This window comes from Bacteroidia bacterium (genome assembly GCA_033391075.1).
In the GTDB taxonomy this organism is placed as follows: Bacteria; Bacteroidota; Bacteroidia; order J057; family J057; genus JAWPMV01.
The window spans coordinates 1,369,119-1,388,069 of record JAWPMV010000001.1 but is presented as its reverse complement, the minus strand read 5'-3'; the positions used below and the strand labels follow the sequence as shown (position 1 = coordinate 1,388,069).

12 protein-coding genes are annotated in these 18,951 nt (G+C 42.2%); 9 read left to right on the top strand and 3 right to left on the bottom strand.

The window, feature by feature from the left end; genetic code table 11:
* Positions 1–610: 610 nt before the first annotated feature.
* The 4 genes from R8P61_05430 to R8P61_05415 all read left to right on the top strand — a co-directional run bounded on the left by R8P61_05430 (position 611) and on the right by R8P61_05415 (position 9,010).
* Positions 611–2,317: a DUF1800 family protein gene (locus R8P61_05430; GenBank protein ID MDW3646477.1), complete on the top strand. Its 1,707-nt coding sequence runs from the start codon at positions 611–613 to the stop codon at positions 2,315–2,317.
* A 17-nt stretch (positions 2,318–2,334) separates the two neighbouring features.
* A complete protein-coding gene (locus R8P61_05425; GenBank protein ID MDW3646476.1) occupies positions 2,335–4,329 on the top strand; it encodes a DUF1501 domain-containing protein in 1,995 nt (664 codons plus the stop codon).
* Between the two features lie 259 nt (positions 4,330–4,588).
* On the top strand, positions 4,589–6,310 hold the full coding sequence (lysS, locus tag R8P61_05420) for a lysine--tRNA ligase (protein MDW3646475.1): 1,722 nt from the start codon (positions 4,589–4,591) through the stop codon (positions 6,308–6,310).
* A gap of 165 nt (positions 6,311–6,475) precedes the next feature.
* The gene (locus R8P61_05415) at positions 6,476–9,010 is read left to right on the top strand and encodes a DUF349 domain-containing protein (GenBank protein MDW3646474.1); all 2,535 of its coding nucleotides are present in this window, start codon (positions 6,476–6,478) and stop codon (positions 9,008–9,010) included.
* Between the two features lie 84 nt (positions 9,011–9,094).
* On the opposite strand, the gene R8P61_05410 is transcribed toward R8P61_05415, so the two are convergent.
* The 3 genes from R8P61_05410 to R8P61_05400 form a co-directional block, all read right to left on the bottom strand.
* Complete coding sequence (locus tag R8P61_05410) at positions 9,095–9,574, bottom strand: hypothetical protein (protein ID MDW3646473.1); 480 nt, start codon at positions 9,572–9,574, stop codon at positions 9,095–9,097.
* Positions 9,575–9,686: 112 nt separating this feature from the next.
* Entirely contained in the window at positions 9,687–10,325 is a 639-nt protein-coding gene (locus R8P61_05405) for a hypothetical protein (protein MDW3646472.1), read from the bottom strand.
* A 71-nt stretch (positions 10,326–10,396) separates the two neighbouring features.
* On the bottom strand, positions 10,397–10,948 hold the full coding sequence (locus R8P61_05400; protein MDW3646471.1) for an RNA polymerase sigma factor: 552 nt from the start codon (positions 10,946–10,948) through the stop codon (positions 10,397–10,399).
* A 258-nt stretch (positions 10,949–11,206) separates the two neighbouring features.
* Between R8P61_05400 and R8P61_05395 the strand changes: the two genes are divergently transcribed.
* From R8P61_05395 to R8P61_05375, 5 genes are all read left to right on the top strand, one after another.
* Positions 11,207–13,615 carry a GNVR domain-containing protein gene (locus R8P61_05395; protein ID MDW3646470.1) on the top strand — a complete coding sequence of 803 codons (2,409 nt, stop codon included), beginning with the start codon at positions 11,207–11,209 and terminating at the stop codon, positions 13,613–13,615.
* Positions 13,612–14,379, top strand: coding sequence for a polysaccharide biosynthesis/export family protein (locus R8P61_05390; protein MDW3646469.1), 768 nt, complete (start codon positions 13,612–13,614; stop codon positions 14,377–14,379). The genes R8P61_05395 and R8P61_05390 overlap by 4 nt, the downstream gene beginning before the upstream one ends.
* A 19-nt stretch (positions 14,380–14,398) precedes the next feature.
* Complete coding sequence (locus R8P61_05385) at positions 14,399–16,609, top strand: hypothetical protein (protein MDW3646468.1); 2,211 nt, start codon at positions 14,399–14,401, stop codon at positions 16,607–16,609.
* Positions 16,596–17,876: a hypothetical protein gene (locus R8P61_05380; GenBank protein ID MDW3646467.1), complete on the top strand. Its 1,281-nt coding sequence runs from the start codon at positions 16,596–16,598 to the stop codon at positions 17,874–17,876. Before R8P61_05385 ends, R8P61_05380 begins: the two co-directional genes overlap by 14 nt.
* 315 nt (positions 17,877–18,191) lie before the next feature.
* Positions 18,192–18,944: an FkbM family methyltransferase gene (locus R8P61_05375; protein ID MDW3646466.1), complete on the top strand. Its 753-nt coding sequence runs from the start codon at positions 18,192–18,194 to the stop codon at positions 18,942–18,944.
* Positions 18,945–18,951: the final 7 nt, after the last annotated feature.

The window sequence follows — 18,951 nt, the reverse complement described above, 5'->3', positions numbered from 1 at the left end:
TTCTCCTGTTAGAAACCTCCTTTCTTTTCCTTAATGCGGCTCCAGCAATGTAAGGAAATACGCAGAAGTGCTATTTTTAATCTACAAGTTGACAAGTTTTTGATGCATCACGAAATCACTGTTTAAACTGCGATTTTCCCGATTGGGCTTTGGAAATAATTTGTCTGGCCAATATTCAGCTAAGGGGCTGATATAAAAATGCCTGAATTAGCTAAACAATTATTGGATTTACATTTTGGGTTTAAGCTGTAAGATTTTTGGCGAAATGTAAGGAAAGCAGGCTTTTTGCATCGATCATTCGTATTAAATCAATGCTCATCCCAAAAAAAATGCCCTACTTTGTTATGTGAAAGGAAAAAGCATAATGCTTTATATTATTCACATCTCCCTTTGAAGAAAGCCGCATTTTGGGGTTTCAAGGAGCTTTCTCAATCAAACACCTCTAAATTTTTTCGGAATAAGTATCTATTGCCTATGAGATAGGACCTTAATCTATTTTGCCTGAATCTCCGTTTACCCGAGATTAGAATTTATTCTTTACTTGACCTTTGCATCCAGTCTTTCTCATTCGATCTATCGCCCGGATAATTCGTAATCAAACGTTTTTCCGATGGCATCTTTAACTCCTAAATCTGGGGTTTTGGGTAGAAGAAACGCTGCCCATCTCCTCCGAAGAACCGGCTTTGGTCCAACCAAAGCTGAAATAGACACTTTCTCTGACTTGACTGTGGATCAGGCACTCACAAACCTGATGCAAGTTCCTCCCTTGCCAGCTCCTCCCATCGATCCGGAAACGGGTGCTACCTGGGTTATCAATGGTAGAGAAGATGGAGTAAATTCTGGAGATTCACGCCTTAGTGATTATGTAGCAGGCTGGTGGATGGTAGAAGCGATGGACCCCAATCAGACGGTCCTTCTCCCCAAAATGATTTTCTTCCTGCATACCTGTTTCTCAACCAATTTCGATAACCTGGATTCAGAAGATAATTATTATCTCCTTAGGCTTTTCAGGCATTATGCCTATGGGAGTTATAAAACCTTCGCAAGAAAAGTAAGCCTTGATGGAGGAATGATGGAATACCTGGACCTCCGTTCCAGCAATAAATTTAATCCCAATGAAAATTATCCCCGAGAGCTCCTCGAACTTTTTACCATAGGAAAAGGACCTCAAATCGGATTTGAAAACTATACCACCTATACAGAAGATGATATTAGGGCTGCTGCAAGAGTCCTCACGGGTTTTCGTCAAAATAGCGATTGGTGGGATACGAATCTGCATGATCCGGATACAGGCTTACCTACCGGCATATTAAAACCTGATTCCCATGACACCGATGACAAGGTATTTTCAGATGCTTTTGTTAGTCCTGATTTTCCTTCTCCGGTAACTATAGTGGGGGGAGAAACGGAAGCTGATATGCTGCGTGAACTAGATACCCTGATCCATATGATTTTTGAACAGGATGCAACAGCACTCAACATCTGCCGCAAAATGTACCGTTTCTTTGTTCACTACGATATTACTGAAGAAGTAGAAACAGACATCATTGTCCCCCTGGCCAATACCCTCAAAAGCAATGATTATAATCTAGGGATGACCATAGAGACGCTGCTGAAAAGTGAACATTTCTTTGATGAAGATGGCACGATTCCCGAAGAGCATCACATTGGGGCAATCATAAAAACTCCTGTAGAACTTGTTTTAGGAGTCATCCGCTTTTTCAAGGCACAATTACCAGATCCAAATGGAGATTTAGACGATTACTACCGGGTTTGGATGAGAGATACGGTCATGAACTTCATGTTCAACGAATCCGGCATGCTCCTCTTCCAACCTCCTACAGTGGCAGGCTATCAGCCCTATCATGAGGAACCTGAATATGCGAGACTCTGGATCAGTTCCAACACCCTGCCATTCCGATACACTATGGCGGAAATGTTTACCAAGGGAAAAAAGGTGACACGGGGAGGCGATTTGCATATGAATATTGATGTAATCCAAATGGTAACCGATCAAAGTATCATCCCAGACTTTACAGGTCCCGATCCCTTGGATGGAATTGTGGGCACTTATACAGGAGGAAGATTTGCGGATCATATTGTGAGATGCATCACAGATTATGCCTTCCCTGATCCTCCGGCACAGGAAAGATTCGACTATTTCCTCAACGATCTTTTGTTGGGCAACCTTTCGCTCATCAATTGGAGAAACGAATGGATGGAATTCGAAGCCACCGGAGATGACAGCAATATTCGCCCACAACTGGAACTATTTATTCAGGGCATTCTACAATCACCAGAATTTCAACTCGCCTAAGCAAAGAAACACTGAAGATGAAAAGAAGAAACTTTATCAAAACCCTTGCCCCTATGGGCATGACGCCTCTGATGGTAAATGGAATGCCGGTCCGAGCCATGGCTGATACAATGTTTTCTCCCATGTTTTCCTGTGAGGAGATTACAGATCGGGCGCTTGTACTGATACAGATGCATGGAGGAAACGATGGAATCAATATGACCATTCCGGTTGAACAGCATGCAGAATATATGAACCTCAGGCCTAACATAGGCATACCCAATATTACTTCCCTGGACCAAAGCATAAATGTTGCGGATCAATTGGCACTGCATCCCCAAATGAACCTCATGCGGGATCTATATGATAGTGGCATGGTCAATGTTGTGCAGGGAGTAAATTATGACAATAGCAATAAATCTCATTTCAAAGGCCGCAACATCTGGCTCACAGGGGGAGATTCAACTACTGAAGGCCAGGACAAAAGTTCCGGTTGGTTTGGAAGATATCTGGATCATACCTATCCAAATTTCCCTATCGGATATCCCAATTCCCGCATGCAAGATCCCATTGGGCTTGAATTCGGAAGCCGTACTATTTCTCTGGGTTTTCATCGGGAAAGTGGAGTTCCAGCGGGTCTGGCCTTGAGCAATGATCCTACTTCCTTTTATGAAATGATCAGTGGCATCGGAGGGGCATATCCAGCCCAAATTCCGATCACCCGATATGGGGCAGAAATGCAATACCTGATCGACAGACAAAGAAGCAGTGATAAATATGGCCAGCGCCTGAATGATGTTTACAATTTGGGCACCAATATGGTCACCTATCCTGAGCGATACGGCACAGATGGAAAGTGGAATACGCTTGCTGGACAGTTGCGTACGGTAGCTCGCCTCCTGAGTGGGGGATGTCGTACCAAAATATTCCTGGTAAGAATTACTGGCTTTGATACCCATACAGATCAAGTGGACAGTTCTGATCCTACCATAGGTAATCATGCGGAACTTCTCTACAATCTCTCTTCCGCAATGAAAGCCTTTCAGGATGATCTGACGGCTCTTGGGATCGCTGAGCGGGTTATGACAGTTACTTTTTCTGAATTTGGGAGGCAGGTAGGCGAAAATGGGAACCATGGTACAGACCATGGAACGCTGGCTCCTATGTTTGTCATTGGAAGAGGAGTAAATCCCGGCATTACCGGAACCAGCCCTAATTTCAGCGATATAGACCGGAACAATTTCACCAGTTTTCAATACGACTACAGGCAAGTATTTACCACACTCCTACAGGACTGGTTAGGCCTGAGTGATGCCGGTTTGCAATCGGTTGAGTTCCAGGATTTCATTGGACAAAAGCTGGATCTCGTCAATAGCAATTATGATGATGGACAGGGCAATACCCTGGACTTTGTCGTTGATCCCACTTGTTATGATGCGGCAAGTACCTTCCCGGTTGGGCTTTTATATTTCCATGCCAATGCCCAGGACGATAATACCGTCTTGCTGGATTGGGCTACTGGAAATGAGATCAACAATTCCCATTTTGAAATAGAGCGCTCTGTGGATGCTTTTGTTTTTCAACCTATAGCAAGAGTAGAAGGAGCGGGAAATAGTGAGCAGGAACTACGATACGATGTACTAGACGAACAGCCCTTGCCCGGAATTTCCTATTACCGTTTGAAACAAACCGATTTTGATGGCACCTATACCTATCATGGGATCATCCAGATAAATTTGGAAGAAAGCGATCCTTTCAAGACCCGTATGGAAGCCTATCCAAATCCTGCAACAGATAAAGTATCGGTTACGCTCAGTGCATCTGAACGAATCAGTGGATTGATCACCGTTTATTCTTTGAATGGACAAAAAGTGATCGAGACCTCCTTCCCGATTCGTCCGGGCGTAAATCAAAAAGAAATTTCTCTGACCCATCTACATCCCGGGGTGTATGTAGTCGAAGTTAGCGGCTCAGCCAATACTCTCGGGGAAGGTGTGAAGCTTGGCAGGACCAAGCTCCTGGTCAATAGATAAAGAAACTTAGTGAGGTCTGCATTATGAACATGAAGCTTCGAGCTTCGTCTGAGCGCCGGTTGGATTCCGGCGCTTTCTTTTATTTCTGACAAGCTAAAATCCAGGTCGGAAGTCCTTTCTTATTGAAGGATTTCCCCTCTAATGCATAAACATTGCTTCCCTACCCTATTTTCCCTAATTTTGCAGCCTCAAATTCACAAGAACCCTATGTGGGGAAATTCGTACAGAAGTCTTCACATATTTTTAGCTTAATCCAACAATGGACAGACTTTTTCTTTCAGATCAGGAACTTCAAAGAAGAGATGAATTGAAGCGCTTGCTCGATATGGGTATCAACCCTTATCCGGCGGATCTTTATGAGATCAGCCATACCGCTGCTCAGATTACAAATGATTTTGAAGAAGGCAAGGAAGGTTTTGACAAACTTTCTATGGCCGGCCGTCTGTCCAATAAACGGATCATGGGAAAAGCATCTTTCGCAGAATTGAAAGATGAAAGTGGAAGTATCCAGCTATACTTCAACCGGGATGAAATTTGTCCGGGTGAAGATAAAAGCATGTACAATGATGTCTTCAAAAAATTGACTTCCTTAGGAGATATCATTGGCATCAAAGGAGAAGCATTCCTTACCCAAACGGGAGAAAAAACCGTCAAAGTCACAGAATTCAAGATTCTTTCAAAGGTTTTGCGTCCCATTCCTTTCGCCAAAGAAACGGATGAGAAACTTTATGACACCCTGACCGATACCGAGCAACGCTACCGCATGCGTTATCTCGACATGATTCTACATCCTGAAGTTCGGGAAACCTTCCGCAAAAGAACCCTATTGGTTCAAACCATGCGGGATTTCCTCAATGAAAAAGGATACCTGGAAGTAGAAACCCCTATTCTGCAACCCATATATGGAGGTGCGGCTGCCCGCCCCTTCAAAACCCATCACAACACCCTGGATATGACCCTCTATTTGAGGATCGCTAATGAGTTGTATCTGAAAAGATTGATCGTAGGTGGCTTTGATGGTGTGTATGAGTTTAGCAAAGACTTCCGTAATGAAGGCATGTCTCGCTACCACAATCCGGAATTCACTCAAATGGAGCTCTATGTAGCTTATAAAGATTATGAGTGGATGATGAATCTGGTAGAAGAAATGGTAGAATCAATTGCCATTGCGCTGCACGGAGATACAAAAGTTCAGGTAGGCGAAAACCTCATAGACTTCAAAAGACCCTGGAAAAGGTTTTCCATGTATGAAGCCATCCAGGAATACACTGGAGTTGATATTTCAGAAATGGATGAGGATTCTTTGAGAAAAACTGCCACGGAACTCAATGTGCCTATAGATGAAACTATGGGTAAAGGGAAACTTATTGATGAAATTTTCGGTGAAAAAGTGGAGCACTTGCTTATTCAGCCGACCTTCATCACGGACTACCCTATCGAAATGAGTCCTCTTGCCAAAAAGCACAGAAGCAAAGCCGGTCTAGTAGAAAGATTTGAAGCCATCTGTAATTGCAAAGAAATTTGTAATGCTTTCTCTGAGTTGAATGATCCCCTGGATCAAAGAGAGCGTTTTGAAGCTCAGGTAGAACTGGGTAAAAGAGGAGATGATGAAGCCATGGTACTGGACGAAGATTACCTTCGCGCCCTGGAATACGGCATGCCTCCTACAGCCGGACTGGGAATTGGGATTGACAGGCTTTCTATGATCATGACCAATTCAGATTCCATCCAGGATGTTCTCTTCTTCCCACAAATGAAGCCTGAAAAAAAGCAGGAAGTAGCATCTGAGGCAGAATTTCAGGAATTGGGAGTACCCGTGGATTTCGTACCTCTGCTTTACAAAAAAGGGATTTTGACGATTGAAGCTTTAAAAGAAATCAATCCTAACAAACTCCATCAGGATCTTTGTGGATTGAATAAAAAAATGAAGCTAGGCCTCAAAAATCCAAGTAGAGAAGAAGTAGCTTCCTGGCTCAACTAGGGCCGATTTTCCCCAATAGGAACTTATGAACAAAATCCTTAAATTGAATTAAGGATTTGGATACACGCGTATTTGCTGTTTTTTGCAAATATTTGTTTTAATTGCAATGGATATGGATCCCGTTGATCAGACTTAGCTGATTAGCAATTTTAGATAAGGAACAACATGTTACCAGAAAATGCGAACCCGGATTTGCCGGAAAAGCAGGAAGAAGAAGTAACTCAGGTAGAAACGGAAAACCCAACACCGGAAAACCAGGAAAGTACACCTGAACAAACTGAAACCCCTGTTACAGAAGAGCAAAACCCTGCAGAAGAAGAGAATACTCCTGAATCTGCCACCCCTTCTGAAGAAGCAGCGCCAGAAGAGCAAGAAGCACAGGAAACTGTAGCTGAAACTCCAACTCCTGAAAGCGAAGCTCCCGAATCAAAAGAGGAAGAAACCCCTGTACCTGAACCTGAAGTATCTTCAGCTGAAGAAAATGCTGCGGAAACTCCTGCTGAAGGAACTGAGGAAACTCCTGCTGAGGAAACAGAGGAAGAAGCATCTGATGAAGATGATAATGCCCCAATAGCTACTATTGAACTTCCCCCTTTAAACCAGGAACTTCTTCCCAAAATTGAAGAATTGGTTAAAGATCGGGAGAAGAGAGGCCAAATCCTTGTCGACGCAACCATCAGCGACCTGCTCCAACTCATGGAAGGCTATGCGAAGGAAGAAAAAGTATCCAATTTTATTTCTCGGGTAGGTCTGATAAAGCGCAGCTACGATGCACGCAAATATCAGGAAAATCCTCCCAAAGAGATACAGGATCGCTTCCACTACGCCCTGGCTCAATTCAATAAAAAGCGAAATGCTCATCAGGCATCAGCAGAAGGGGAAAAGAGAGGGAACTCGAAACGCAAAAAGGAACTGCTCCAAAAACTTCAGGAGGTTGTAAGCGCTGAGGATCCAAATCGCATACAAGAAGTTCGTGATATCCAGGAAGAATGGAAAGGAATCGGTCATGTGCTGAGAGAGGATATCGAACCTTTATACAAAGCTTATCGCCACCAACTTGATAAATTTTACAAGTTGAGGGAAATGCACTTTGAATTACTCGATTATGATCGAAAAATCAATTTGCAGGAAAAAGAGAAGCTGATAAAAGAAGCAGAAAACCTCATTCCAGCGGAAGAGGATAGAGAAAAACTTGACGTCTGGAAAGAGAAAATGGATATGCTTGCCGAATTGAGGCAGCAGTGGAAAGCGATTGGTCATGTACCCCGCGAAGACATGGAACGCATCAACAATGAGTATAGAGCTGTTGTTGATCGATTCTTTGAGGTGAGACAAGGCTTTATGGAAATTCAGGATCAATTGAGATCTGAGTTTGGAGAAAAGAAGCAGGCTATCCTGACTCAAATGGAAGCCTTCAAAACCTTCCATTCAGAAAAGCCTCGCGATTGGAATGATGCCACTCGTACCCTGAGAGAACATCAGGAAGCCTGGAATGGTCTGGGACAAGCTCCACAAAGTATCAATGGTGAGCTTTGGAGCAAATACCGGGACATCTGTAATTCCTTTTTCTCCAAGAAATCTGAATTCTTCAAAAAGCTGGATGGCATCCGTGCAGAAAATCTGGCTAAAAAGCGGGAATTAGTAGAAAAGGTAGAAGCGATTAAAGATTCTACCGAGATCGAGAAAACCGCAAATGAAATAAAGAAACTCCAGCGTGAATGGAAGAGCATAGGTCCGGTACCTGAGCGCCATTCTAATAAAATCTGGAATCGCTTTCGCTCGGCCTGTGATGAATTCTTTGCGAAAAGAAGAGAAAAATACCAGAGCCAAAGCAGCGATGAGAAAGGAAACCTGGAGGCTAAGAAGGCCCTAGTTGAAGAAGTAAACAAATTGGAAGTTGACGAAAACAACATCAATGCTTCTATCGATCAGATCAAAGCCCTTCAAGCCAAGTGGAAAACCATTGGAAAGGTTCCTTATAAGGAAAAAGATAAGATCTGGGAAGAATTTAGAGGAGCCATCGATGCATTCTTTGATGGACTGTCTCTGAAAAGAGGAGAACTGCGTGAACTGAAATTGAAAACTTCTATCGAAAACATCTCTAATGATGATGACAGAAATAGAAGTGGCAGAGGAAAGATTGCACGATTAAGAAGAAAGATTGCACAGTCGCAGGAAAAGGTAGATCAGTATTCGATCAATGTTCAATATATCGCCAAAGGCAAGTCCGGAGATACCCTCAGAAAGCGTATCGAGGATGATATTGAAAAAGAGAAGAAGATGATCGCAGAATGGAAAAACCAAATCAAGGTTTTGAATGAGGCGATGAAGAAACCTAAACCTGTAGCTGAAGCACCAGCAGCTGAAGCAAAAGTAGAGGAAAGTACTCCTGCTGCTGAAGAGAGCCAGGCTCCTGAGGCCGAAGCTGCTGAACAGGCAGATGTTCCTGCGGAAAGTGCAACGGAAGCAGAAGCAAGTCCGGAAGCTCCCGCTGAAGAAGCTAAGGCAGAAGAAACCCCTGCTGAAGAAGCAAGCTCAGAAGAGGCTCCGAAAGCTGAAGAGGAAGCTCCAACTGAAGAAGTTAAAGCGGAAGAAACGCCCGCTGAAGAAGCAGCTTCAGAAGAGACACCAAAAGCAGAAGAAGAAGCTCCGGCTGAAGAAGCCAAAGCAGAAGATGCTCCGGCGGAAGACAAAGAATAAAAGCAAAAAAACCAGAGTTTATAAAAAAGCCACACATGATTTATGTGTGGCTTTTGCTTTATCTATGCTAAGTCATTTCATTTACTAATTCCGATTGTTCCTTCTGTTTTGGACACGTTCCTGCCTTCGCTTCCTGATCTCCTCCAGTAATTTCTTTTTGTAATTACTCTCGACTACATATAGAAGAGTTACTTTCCGTATCGGAAGGACCTTTTTAAACTCCTCATGGTATTTTTTCACGATATCCAGTTCTTTCTGTTTGAGAACGAGAAATTCATCTCCTTTCTTTGAAAGTTGCTCATCAGATAAAGCCTGAACCCCTTGGGTGATTTCATTTAACTTCTGCCGGGAAGCCTTCTGGGCAGCTCTTAATTCTGACGAATAAGCATCATGAAGTGGCCAGAATCCTTTGGCCTCATCCGGCGTCAACTGTAATCTTTTGGTATAAAAACCCACTCGGAAAGCTTGTATTTCCGGATTGTCTGGGTTTTGTGCAAATAGATCGGAGGAGCCAAAAAGCAGGGCAAAGCATAGCAAGCCCTGTATGATAATATGCTGATACATATACAAATTCTTGGTAATCATTTCTTTCTATAAATCAATACTTGATGTGTGTGATCTCTTTTCTAAGCTATGTTAAAGAACAAATAGCTTCTGACTGGGTCGAATCAGATATTTATTCTAATCCTTCCAGATCCAAAGCATCCAACTCTTCCTCTAATGAATAAACATCCATTTCTTCAATAAGCTCATCTATGCTTTCATCTTCTATCAACATAATTTCCTCTTCCGCCTCATCAATTTCTGCCTCTTCCACCCATGCTGTAAATTCTTCTCCCTCAAAAGTCGAAAGCAACATCTCCTCGCTTAGAGATGCAGGATCAACCTCTGCCAAAAGGTCTTCCAGGGGAAATTCACTTAAGGCTAGTTCATCCTGCAATTGAATGCTATCCTCTTGTGGTCGGAAAATGAGAAAAAGCAGCGCAAAAACTGCCGCCACAGCCAACATGACATAGCTGGCCCGTAGGGAAATGATAGGAGTAGAAACAGTTTTTTTATCCCTAGCCTCATCTCGGGCTGTCTCGAATTTGTCTAAGACCCCCTTGAAATAATTTTCCGGTACCTGGAAAATATTTTTCTTCTCCAGTGTCCTGAGTAAAGGGCCCGATTCTTCCTCTTCCTCCACTTTTTCCTGAAAACGGGATTCCATATTTTCAAAATAGGAATCAGGTACCTGAAAAGGATTTTCCCCTTTCAGTTTGCGCAGTTCCGGCGCATCGTTCAATTCCTCTTTATGTTCTCGACGGTCTTTCATCTTTATCTTTTGACTACGAAAGTTGATAAAGGTTTAATGTGTGTTCCGTGTTTGTTTTCCTTTATCAGCTTTTATGCATTTCCTTTTAGTTTCTGTTCAATCTTCTTTACTGCATGGTGATAACTCGCTTTTAAAGAACCTACAGAGACTTCCAGTATCTGGGAAATCTCATCATACTTCAATTCTTCAAAATAGCGCATATTAAACACCAAACGTTGTCTTTCCGGCAAGGTCAATATGGCTTCCTGTAATTTCATCTGTATTTCATCTCCATCGATATAAGGCCCACTACTCAAACTATGCCTTAAATCATTTTGCAAGTCCTCGATATCCTGGAATGCCCGTTTCTGCTTTTGCTTGAGAAAAGTCAGAGACTCATTGGTCGCTATCCGGTATAGCCAGGTTTTTATACTGGCTTCCGCCCGGAACTTCGCCAAATTCCTCCAGGCCTTCATCAAGGTATTCTGCAAAACATCATCCGCATCATCATGGCTAATCACAATCCGCCGGATATGAAAGTACAGACTCTTTTGGTACAGACGTATGAGTTTTGCAAAAGCAATTTCTTTGCCTTCGACATCTTTCAATTGTACCAGGAGTTCCCTTTCGTCTACTGCTAGCATGGTGAGTATTGGACTATAGAAAAAGAAAAAGGTTTAATCGGAAGTAAAAAAAAAATTCAATAGAAAAATTCAGCATTTTTTATCCCAATTCCCAGCCCTTTTTCCTGCAATCAATTCCCTCCTGCCCAAAAATAGCCTGATAGGTTTGAGACGACTATGCTTAGGAATAAAACATTTATTGGAGTATTTATGCTTTTGATTATTCACAAAAACAAAACAACCTGATCCTGCACACATAGCGAGAACCCAAATTGAATCATGAACGACTCAGGTAATATCATGCGGATTATACGGCCCTTCCTCAAGGCATGGCCTTTGATTATTTTATTTATGATCGGGGGTATCAGTCTGGGTTTTGTCCACATCTATTATGCGGTCCCTACCTATCAAACCTTTTCCATTCTCCAGATCAATGATAAAGAAAGTGGCGCTTCTACTTTCCTCAAGAAATTTGAGACCTTTTCTGTCATCGGGCAACTGCTGACTGAGGTTGAGGTTTTACGATCCAAATATCTGATCCACAAAACCCTGGAGAAGATGGATATACAGACTTCGCATTATCGATATGTGAGGTCCAAGAAAAGGAATCTATATAAGAAATCTCCCTTCAAAGTTGAATATAGTTTTAGCGACAGCCTTTTATACAATCGGCAATTTGAATTTCATGTACAAAAGGATGATCACTTCATACTTTCCTATCATGACGTACAGGAAAATGAAATCAAACATGCAGGGAAGATTGGAGAAAGGATTGAAGGTGAAGGTTTTAAGATAAAGATCCTCCCAGATGAAGAATTTCTAAAAATCCATAAGGATGCATTTCGACCAGATCATTATGGCTTTACTGTGCATAGCAAAAGAAGTCTGGTAGATATGTACAGCAATAAAGATCTGGTAGTATCTCTGCCCGACGAAAATGTTTCTATTGTCAAGCTGTATTTTACGAGTGAAGTGCCTGAATTAGCGGCGGATTTCGTCAATACCCTGGCAGAAACCTATATAGAAGACTTTGTAGAAAACAAGAGTGGTACCGCTTCGAAAGCCCTCAATTTTATCGATGAGCAAATAGAAGTGGTTGAAACAAAATTGCGATTTGCGGAAGATACCCTTGCCAAATACAAAGTTAAAACGCGGGTAGTTGATTTGGCTATGGAAACGGATGCCAAGTTGAAGAGGATCGGAGAATTGGAGATCCGAAAACTTACGCTGGAACTAGAACAAACAGAACTCCAGGACCTCCTCACTTATCTCAATACCGATTCTCTGAGTTATGACCTCAATCCCAATTATGAGTCTATTGAGGATCCGGCTTTCACTGATGCCATCTTAAAACTCAATACTTTCAAAAGCAGTAAGAAAGAATTACTCCAATTATATACTTCTGAGCATCCAGACATTTTAAAGGTCAATGATGAGCTGGAAAGGACTCGTTCTTTTCTGGTAAATAGTGTCCAAAATACCCTGGCCACCAATCAGGCCAAGATCGCTTCTCTCAATGGAAGCATCGACCGGGTTAATGGTAATTTCTCAAAACTTCCGGGTATAGAGAAAGACATGATGATGCTCAAAAGGAGATTTATGACCCAGGAACAGGTTTACGCCTTTTTATTGGAAAAACGAGCCGAGGCAGCCATAGGTGCAGCATCCACGATCTCTTTCCACAAAATCCTGGAACGAGCGCCTATACCCAAACAATCCATCACTCCTCAGAAGAGTCTGGTACTGGGACTTTCCGGTTTTGTGGGATTGATTATAGCGGTTTTGCTGGTATTCTTATATACCTATATGCGTGCTACGGTTTACTATCCGGGAGATATTGAGATGGGAACCAGCATTCCTTTAGTTGGAATGATCCACAATATCCCAAGAAGTATGCAGGACACTAACCAGGATTTTATCAACCTGGCTACTCAGCTGCATTTAATCAAGGATGCTTCTGTGATTGGATTGAGTGCTTATGGTCCAAAGGAAGGGAAAAACAGGGTAAGCCTTTATCTGGCGCAAGCATTGGCCGCTATAGGGTACAAAACCCTTTTTATTGACATCGATCTGTACCATCCCGTCCTCGAAGGTCTATTTGAAATCAATCACAAAAAAGGACTAAATCAATTGGTCTCGAATAAACTCAGCCTGAAATCATGCATTCAGAAAAGTCCTATTCCCAATCTGGACTTATTGCCTGCCGGAGAACAAATTGCATCTATACCGACATCTGTTGTACTCAATCCAAGGCTAAAGGAAGTCTTAGAAGAGCTTCAGAATAAATACGACCGCATTGTTCTGAGAACTCCTTTTCTCAATGAGGTCAGAGATAGTATTCCGATTTTGAGGTATTGTGATCTCTCTTTGCTTGTCACAATGGCTGATAAAACGAGGACCCTTCATCTCAAAAAAATGGAATCCCTCCTAAGAAGGTTCCAGATAGAAGACCTATATGCCATACTGGTAAAAGGAGAAACACAGGGAGTCAAGTCTGTTTATACCTTGATCGATACCCCTTTACCTCCTATGGGTAAAGGTGGCCGGAGAAAATTGCTTCGAGATATTTTACGGGTCGTTTTATTCAAACAGTCCCCCAATGGAGTTTTGCTCCCTATACCTAAAGCCGGGAGAGGAGTCAGAAGAGAATTCCTCTTCTCTGCACTGAAAAAAATATTCAAACGATGATGAAAAGAAGGATAAGCATACTTTTCGCAGGGCTTTTCCTTGCTCTTAGTCAAAATGCCTGTACCCCGCAATGGTTATTCCAACAGAAAACCGGCGTGGATCTCCAAAAGCAGATAATGGCTTCAGAAGATCATGAGCACATCATTCAAATGGATGACAAAATCACCATCAGCGTATGGGGACATGATGAGTTGGGAGTAGGTTCATCCTTTAGTGTGTATAGCTCAACCCTTGAGCAGGGAAAATTCATCAGCATAGATAAAAGCGGAGAAATAACCCTGCCACTTATTGGTAAAGTAAAGTTGGAGGGACTAACCGCCCGTGAAGCCGATCTATACATCCGACAACTTTATTCTAAATATGTAAAGAATCCCATTGTTTATCTCCGGGTGCTCAGTCATAGTGTAACAGTCCTGGGAGAGGTAAATGCCCCCGGAAATTATCTGATAGATAAACAGCAAAAATCCCTGCTTGAGCTTATCGGGGATGCTGGAGGTTTCTCTAAATACGCCAACAAACAGCGCATAAAAATTCTGAGAAAAGATCCTGAAGGAAGGCTCGAAGAGATCAAAGTCGACCTTACGGAAATAGAGACCCTGTATAGACAGGATCTTGCTTTAAGAAGTCGCGATATCATCTATGTTCCAGAAAGAAGGTCCAAGGAAATCGAATCAGTAGTAACAGGTAAAGTAGTTCCAATCGTAGGAATTCTGGGTAGTCTTGCACTCGTTTATTCCCTTACCAAAAACAACAATAATAACTAATTGCCCCCTTTAGCTATCCATGCGACTCCTCAATGATTCCGGTGAAATCAGGCGAACATTCAGACCCTTGATAAGGGCCTGGTGGTTTATCCTCTTCATGGCAGGATTAGGAGCATATCTGGGTTATCAGGGCTTTCGTTCAGAAAATCCTTCTTTTGAGGCAAGGGCTACCATACAGGTAAATGATAAACATAGTTCGGGATCTGAATTTCTAGAGAATTTCGAAGCCTTTTCTGTAGTTGGGGAGTTCTTACTGGAAATGGAGATGATTCGCTCCAGTTTTCTCATTCGCAAAGCCTTAAAGAAGTTATCCATAAAAACCGCTTATTTTCAAAGTCATCCTAAAGGTTGGAAACAACTATATAAAGTCCTCCCATTTGAACTCAAACATAGTTTTACAGATAGCAGTTGGCTGGATCGGGAGTTTTTGATTGAAGTAGATGCAGAGGAAAACTGGCAGCTAAGCTTTGAGGATTTATCGGGAGAGAAAGCCTCCATTCAACTAAAAAAAGGAGAAATATTTACCTATAAAGACCTGAAACTGGAACTCCTCCCTTTCGAAAAAAAGAAAGATATCCAGCCAGATCGGTATAAGGTGGTCATTAGAAGTGAGGAAAGTCTGATGGCGATTTTCTATGACCTGAGTAATCTTTTGGTCAGGCTGCAGGATGAACATGTCGCTTTGATCAACATCTATTACTGGCATCAACACCCCGGGATAGCCACAGACTTTGTAAATGCTTTGGCAAGCACCTACATTGAAGACTTTATCGAACGGAAAAAAGAACTGGCAGGCAGAGCTTTAGGTACTCTGGAGCTCCAAATATCGATGGCTGAATTGAAATTACAGGAAGCGGAAGCGCAACTTTTTGATTATCGGGACAAAGTCAAAATCTGGGAAGTCGGTAGCTTCCGAAAGCTGCATTTGGATATACTTACCGAAGCAGAAACCCGAAAACTCAATGCCAGCCTCAAAATAAAGGATCTGGAAAATCTGGTTCAGATCCTGGATCAATTGCAAAAAAACCAGCATGCTGAAGTCAATTACGAAAGTATCCGGGACCAGGGGTATTTGGATGCCCTGGAGCAAATTGTTTCCTTACAGAAAGAGATAGAAAAAAGAAGCCTGAATCTTACTCCGGAACATCCCTTGATACAAACCCGAAAAAGAGAACTCAATAGCATTATTCAGGATCTGGTAACTCGTGTAAGTAGAACCCTCCTAACCTATCGCCAGGTCCATGAAAATCTTCAAGCCCAATTGGAAGAATCCAAAGGACAGATTCTCCGTCTTCCCGCTGTTGAGCAAAACCTGGGTTTACTGGAAAGAAAAGTTGGATTTCGCCAACGTAGCCTGGATTCACTCAATATCAAGCGGATAGATGCCTATATCAGTTCGATGTCCGATTTCACCTTTCATCGCATACTCGAGCATGAATTGCCTCCAGAAAAGCCCATAAAACCTCTTCTACGAATCAAAATGGGAGTAAACAGCCTTATGTATAGCCTTTATGCCGTCTTTCTCATTTTCCTATTTAAATCTCTCAAAGGCTTGATTACCCATGCAGAAGAATTGGAAGATGATATCCACTTACCAATTCGTGCTGAGGCTGTTTTGCACAATTTCCCCCATAGCCCGGTTTCACAAGGGATAATCAATCTGGCTACAGATTTGGTGCTGGATAATAAGGTTAGCATACTTACCTTTTTGGATTACAAACATAATCCAGACAAACTTCAGTGTGCCTGGCAATTGGGATTTATACTGGCAGAGCTGGATAAACGAACCCTGATTTTACAAACAGAGATAGATTCGATCTGGGATAAGCAGGTCCAAATCAAGCATCCCAAGCTAGATGTTTTGCAAGTGGGAAAAGGAGAAAATAGTTTTCCTGCCCAGATCATTCATCATAAAAATTGGGAGCACACCTTGCAGCGTTTTACGGAACAATATGATTTTGTAATATTTTTGGTGAATAGCCTCAAAGACTCGCGGGATACCCTGCCCTTTATGCTAAAAAGTGACCTAAATCTCTATGTTGCCAGTCTATATAAGAGTAAGCTTAGTCATTTGAAAAAAGTTCAGAAATACCTGGATGAGAATGAGATCGGCAAAACAGAAATTATCATCCTGGAAAAAGGAAACATCAGTACTCGACAAAAAATAAAGATCCGCTTGAAGGATGTAATGGATAATTCAAAACTATTTGCGCGTCATGCAGAAGATTAGTCAGCTTATACAAAAGGTAGCTCGAATGAATCCTGCTACACAGCTGACCCTTTTGGATCAGGCCGTGGTGAGTGGATCAAATTTCCTGACAGCTATCCTCATCACACGATTGGCAGGCCTGGAGGAATACGGTTTCTTTGCACTTGCCTGGATGGGGCTTTTATTGATGAGTAGCTTGCAGCAAGCTTTTATTCAGGCACCGATGATGAGTCTGGGTCCCAAGAAATCTCCTGAAGATCGGAAGAGCTATTTTCAGCATAGCCAATTTCTTCAAATCTGTTTTTCCACGGCAATTTTCCTTCTGATAAGTCCCCTGATAGCCAAGGCTGATCTTCTTTTGCCCAAATGGAAAGTTAGTGAGCTATATCCTATTCTTCCTTTGGCGATCCTGGCTTATCTCATGCAGGAATATTACAGACGCTATTTCTTTATTAACTCTCAAGCGCTTTATGCCCTTATCATAGATGGAATCTCTTATCTGGGGATGCTTGCGGGAATATTGATTTTATATTTTCAGGATCAACTCAATAGTATCCATATATATCTGGTCATTTTAGTCAGCTTTGGAACTGCAGCGATTCTGGGATTTTTCCTGGCAAAGCTCTCTTTGAAAGAAGGGATCGCAGGCTTCTCCTCGATACTCAAGGAACACTGGGATTATGCTTCCTGGCTATTAGGGACCGCACTCCTTCAATTTTTCTCTAGCAATTACTTCCTGCTTGCTGCTGCTGCTCTTTTAGGCCCTCTGGCATTAGGAGCACTCCGTATTGCTCAGAATCTCTTGGGTTTGACCCATGTTTTGTTTCAGGCGATGGAAAATGTAGTACCGGTAAAGGCTGCAGAAAGCTATGCGAAAGAAGGATTTACGGCCATGAAAAAATACCTCATGAAACTGAGCTTACGATCTGGAATGGTCGTTTTGGGAATTTTACTACTTCTTGCCCTAAGTGCAAAAATGGTATTAGGTCTGGTTTATGGAGCAGAATATGAAAGCTATGCTTACCTACTTATGGGATATTGCCTTTTTTACCTGAGTCTGTTTCCCGGCTATCCATTGAGGTATGCACTCAGAAGTATAGAACACACTCGCCCTATTTTTATCTCATATGTCCTCAGTACTGCTTTCAGTTTATTACTTGCCTTTCCAATGGTAAAACGTTGGGAATTGACAGGCGTCGTGGCAGGACTTATCCTCACCCAAATCCTCATGCAAAGTGTATATCTTCTGAGTTTGAGAAAATTTCAAAAAAGAACATTGCAGGCCTAGTCTGATTTTCATAGCTATTCAAGCTACAAGTCCCTGATAATACGCAAATTAACAAATAGTTAAAGGGCATTTAGGAGGCTAGTTCGTACATTTCAGGAGAAGACGTAAATTTTTACTCATTCAAACACGAATTTTAACCATTGAAACAAGGGAAAAGACCTATTGCGCTGATTTTCACTAATTTAATTAAAGCAGTCGATCTTTATAAATCTATCTAAGTAACTCGCGCAATATTATTGGGGTTTTTTGATTTAACTTCTCAGAAGGGGAGCCCAGAAGTCTCCACGACAAGCTGTTGCATTAACATCTTTATTTATGAAAGCTACACAATTGATCAGTCGTCAAATGAAAAAGTTTGGGCTGGGTATAACACAAAATCAAAAGTACGACATTCAAACAAGCCGAATTATGAGGACCGTTTTACGTCCTGATTCAAATTGTCTGGATGTTGGGTGTTTTGAAGGAGAAATGCTTGAGCAGATGATCAAGTTTTGTCCAAGAGGAAAACACCACGCCTTTGAACCCATTCCTCCAAAATTCAATGCTCTAGACAGAAAATTCAACCACATTTCAAATGTAACCGTGCATCACTGTGCCCTGGCTGCAGAGGATGGAGAAGCTGAATTTAATTATGTAATCAGCAATCCTGCCTATAGTGGGCTAGTGAAACGAAGCTACGACAGACCTAATGAAAAGGATGAAACCATTCGTGTTCCTACCTATCGTCTGGATACCCTCGTCGGGCCAGATTATACGGTCGATTTCCTCAAGATCGATGTAGAAGGTGGGGAAATGGGTGTTTTTAATGGGGGGCAAAACCTCATCCGGAGATCAAGTCCAATCGTTGTATTTGAATCAGGAATTGGAGGAACAAATCACTACGGGACTACTCCCGAGATGATTTTTGATTTCCTGACAAGTTGTGGATTGGAATTAAATACGATGAAAGGCTGGTTGGCAGCTGAAGCTCCTTTTTCTGAATCTGATTTCCTCGATCAGTTCAACAATCACCTCAACTATTATTTCATTGCCCATCCGAAAGGGAGAAATCGTGCTTCTTATCTATAGAAGCTTT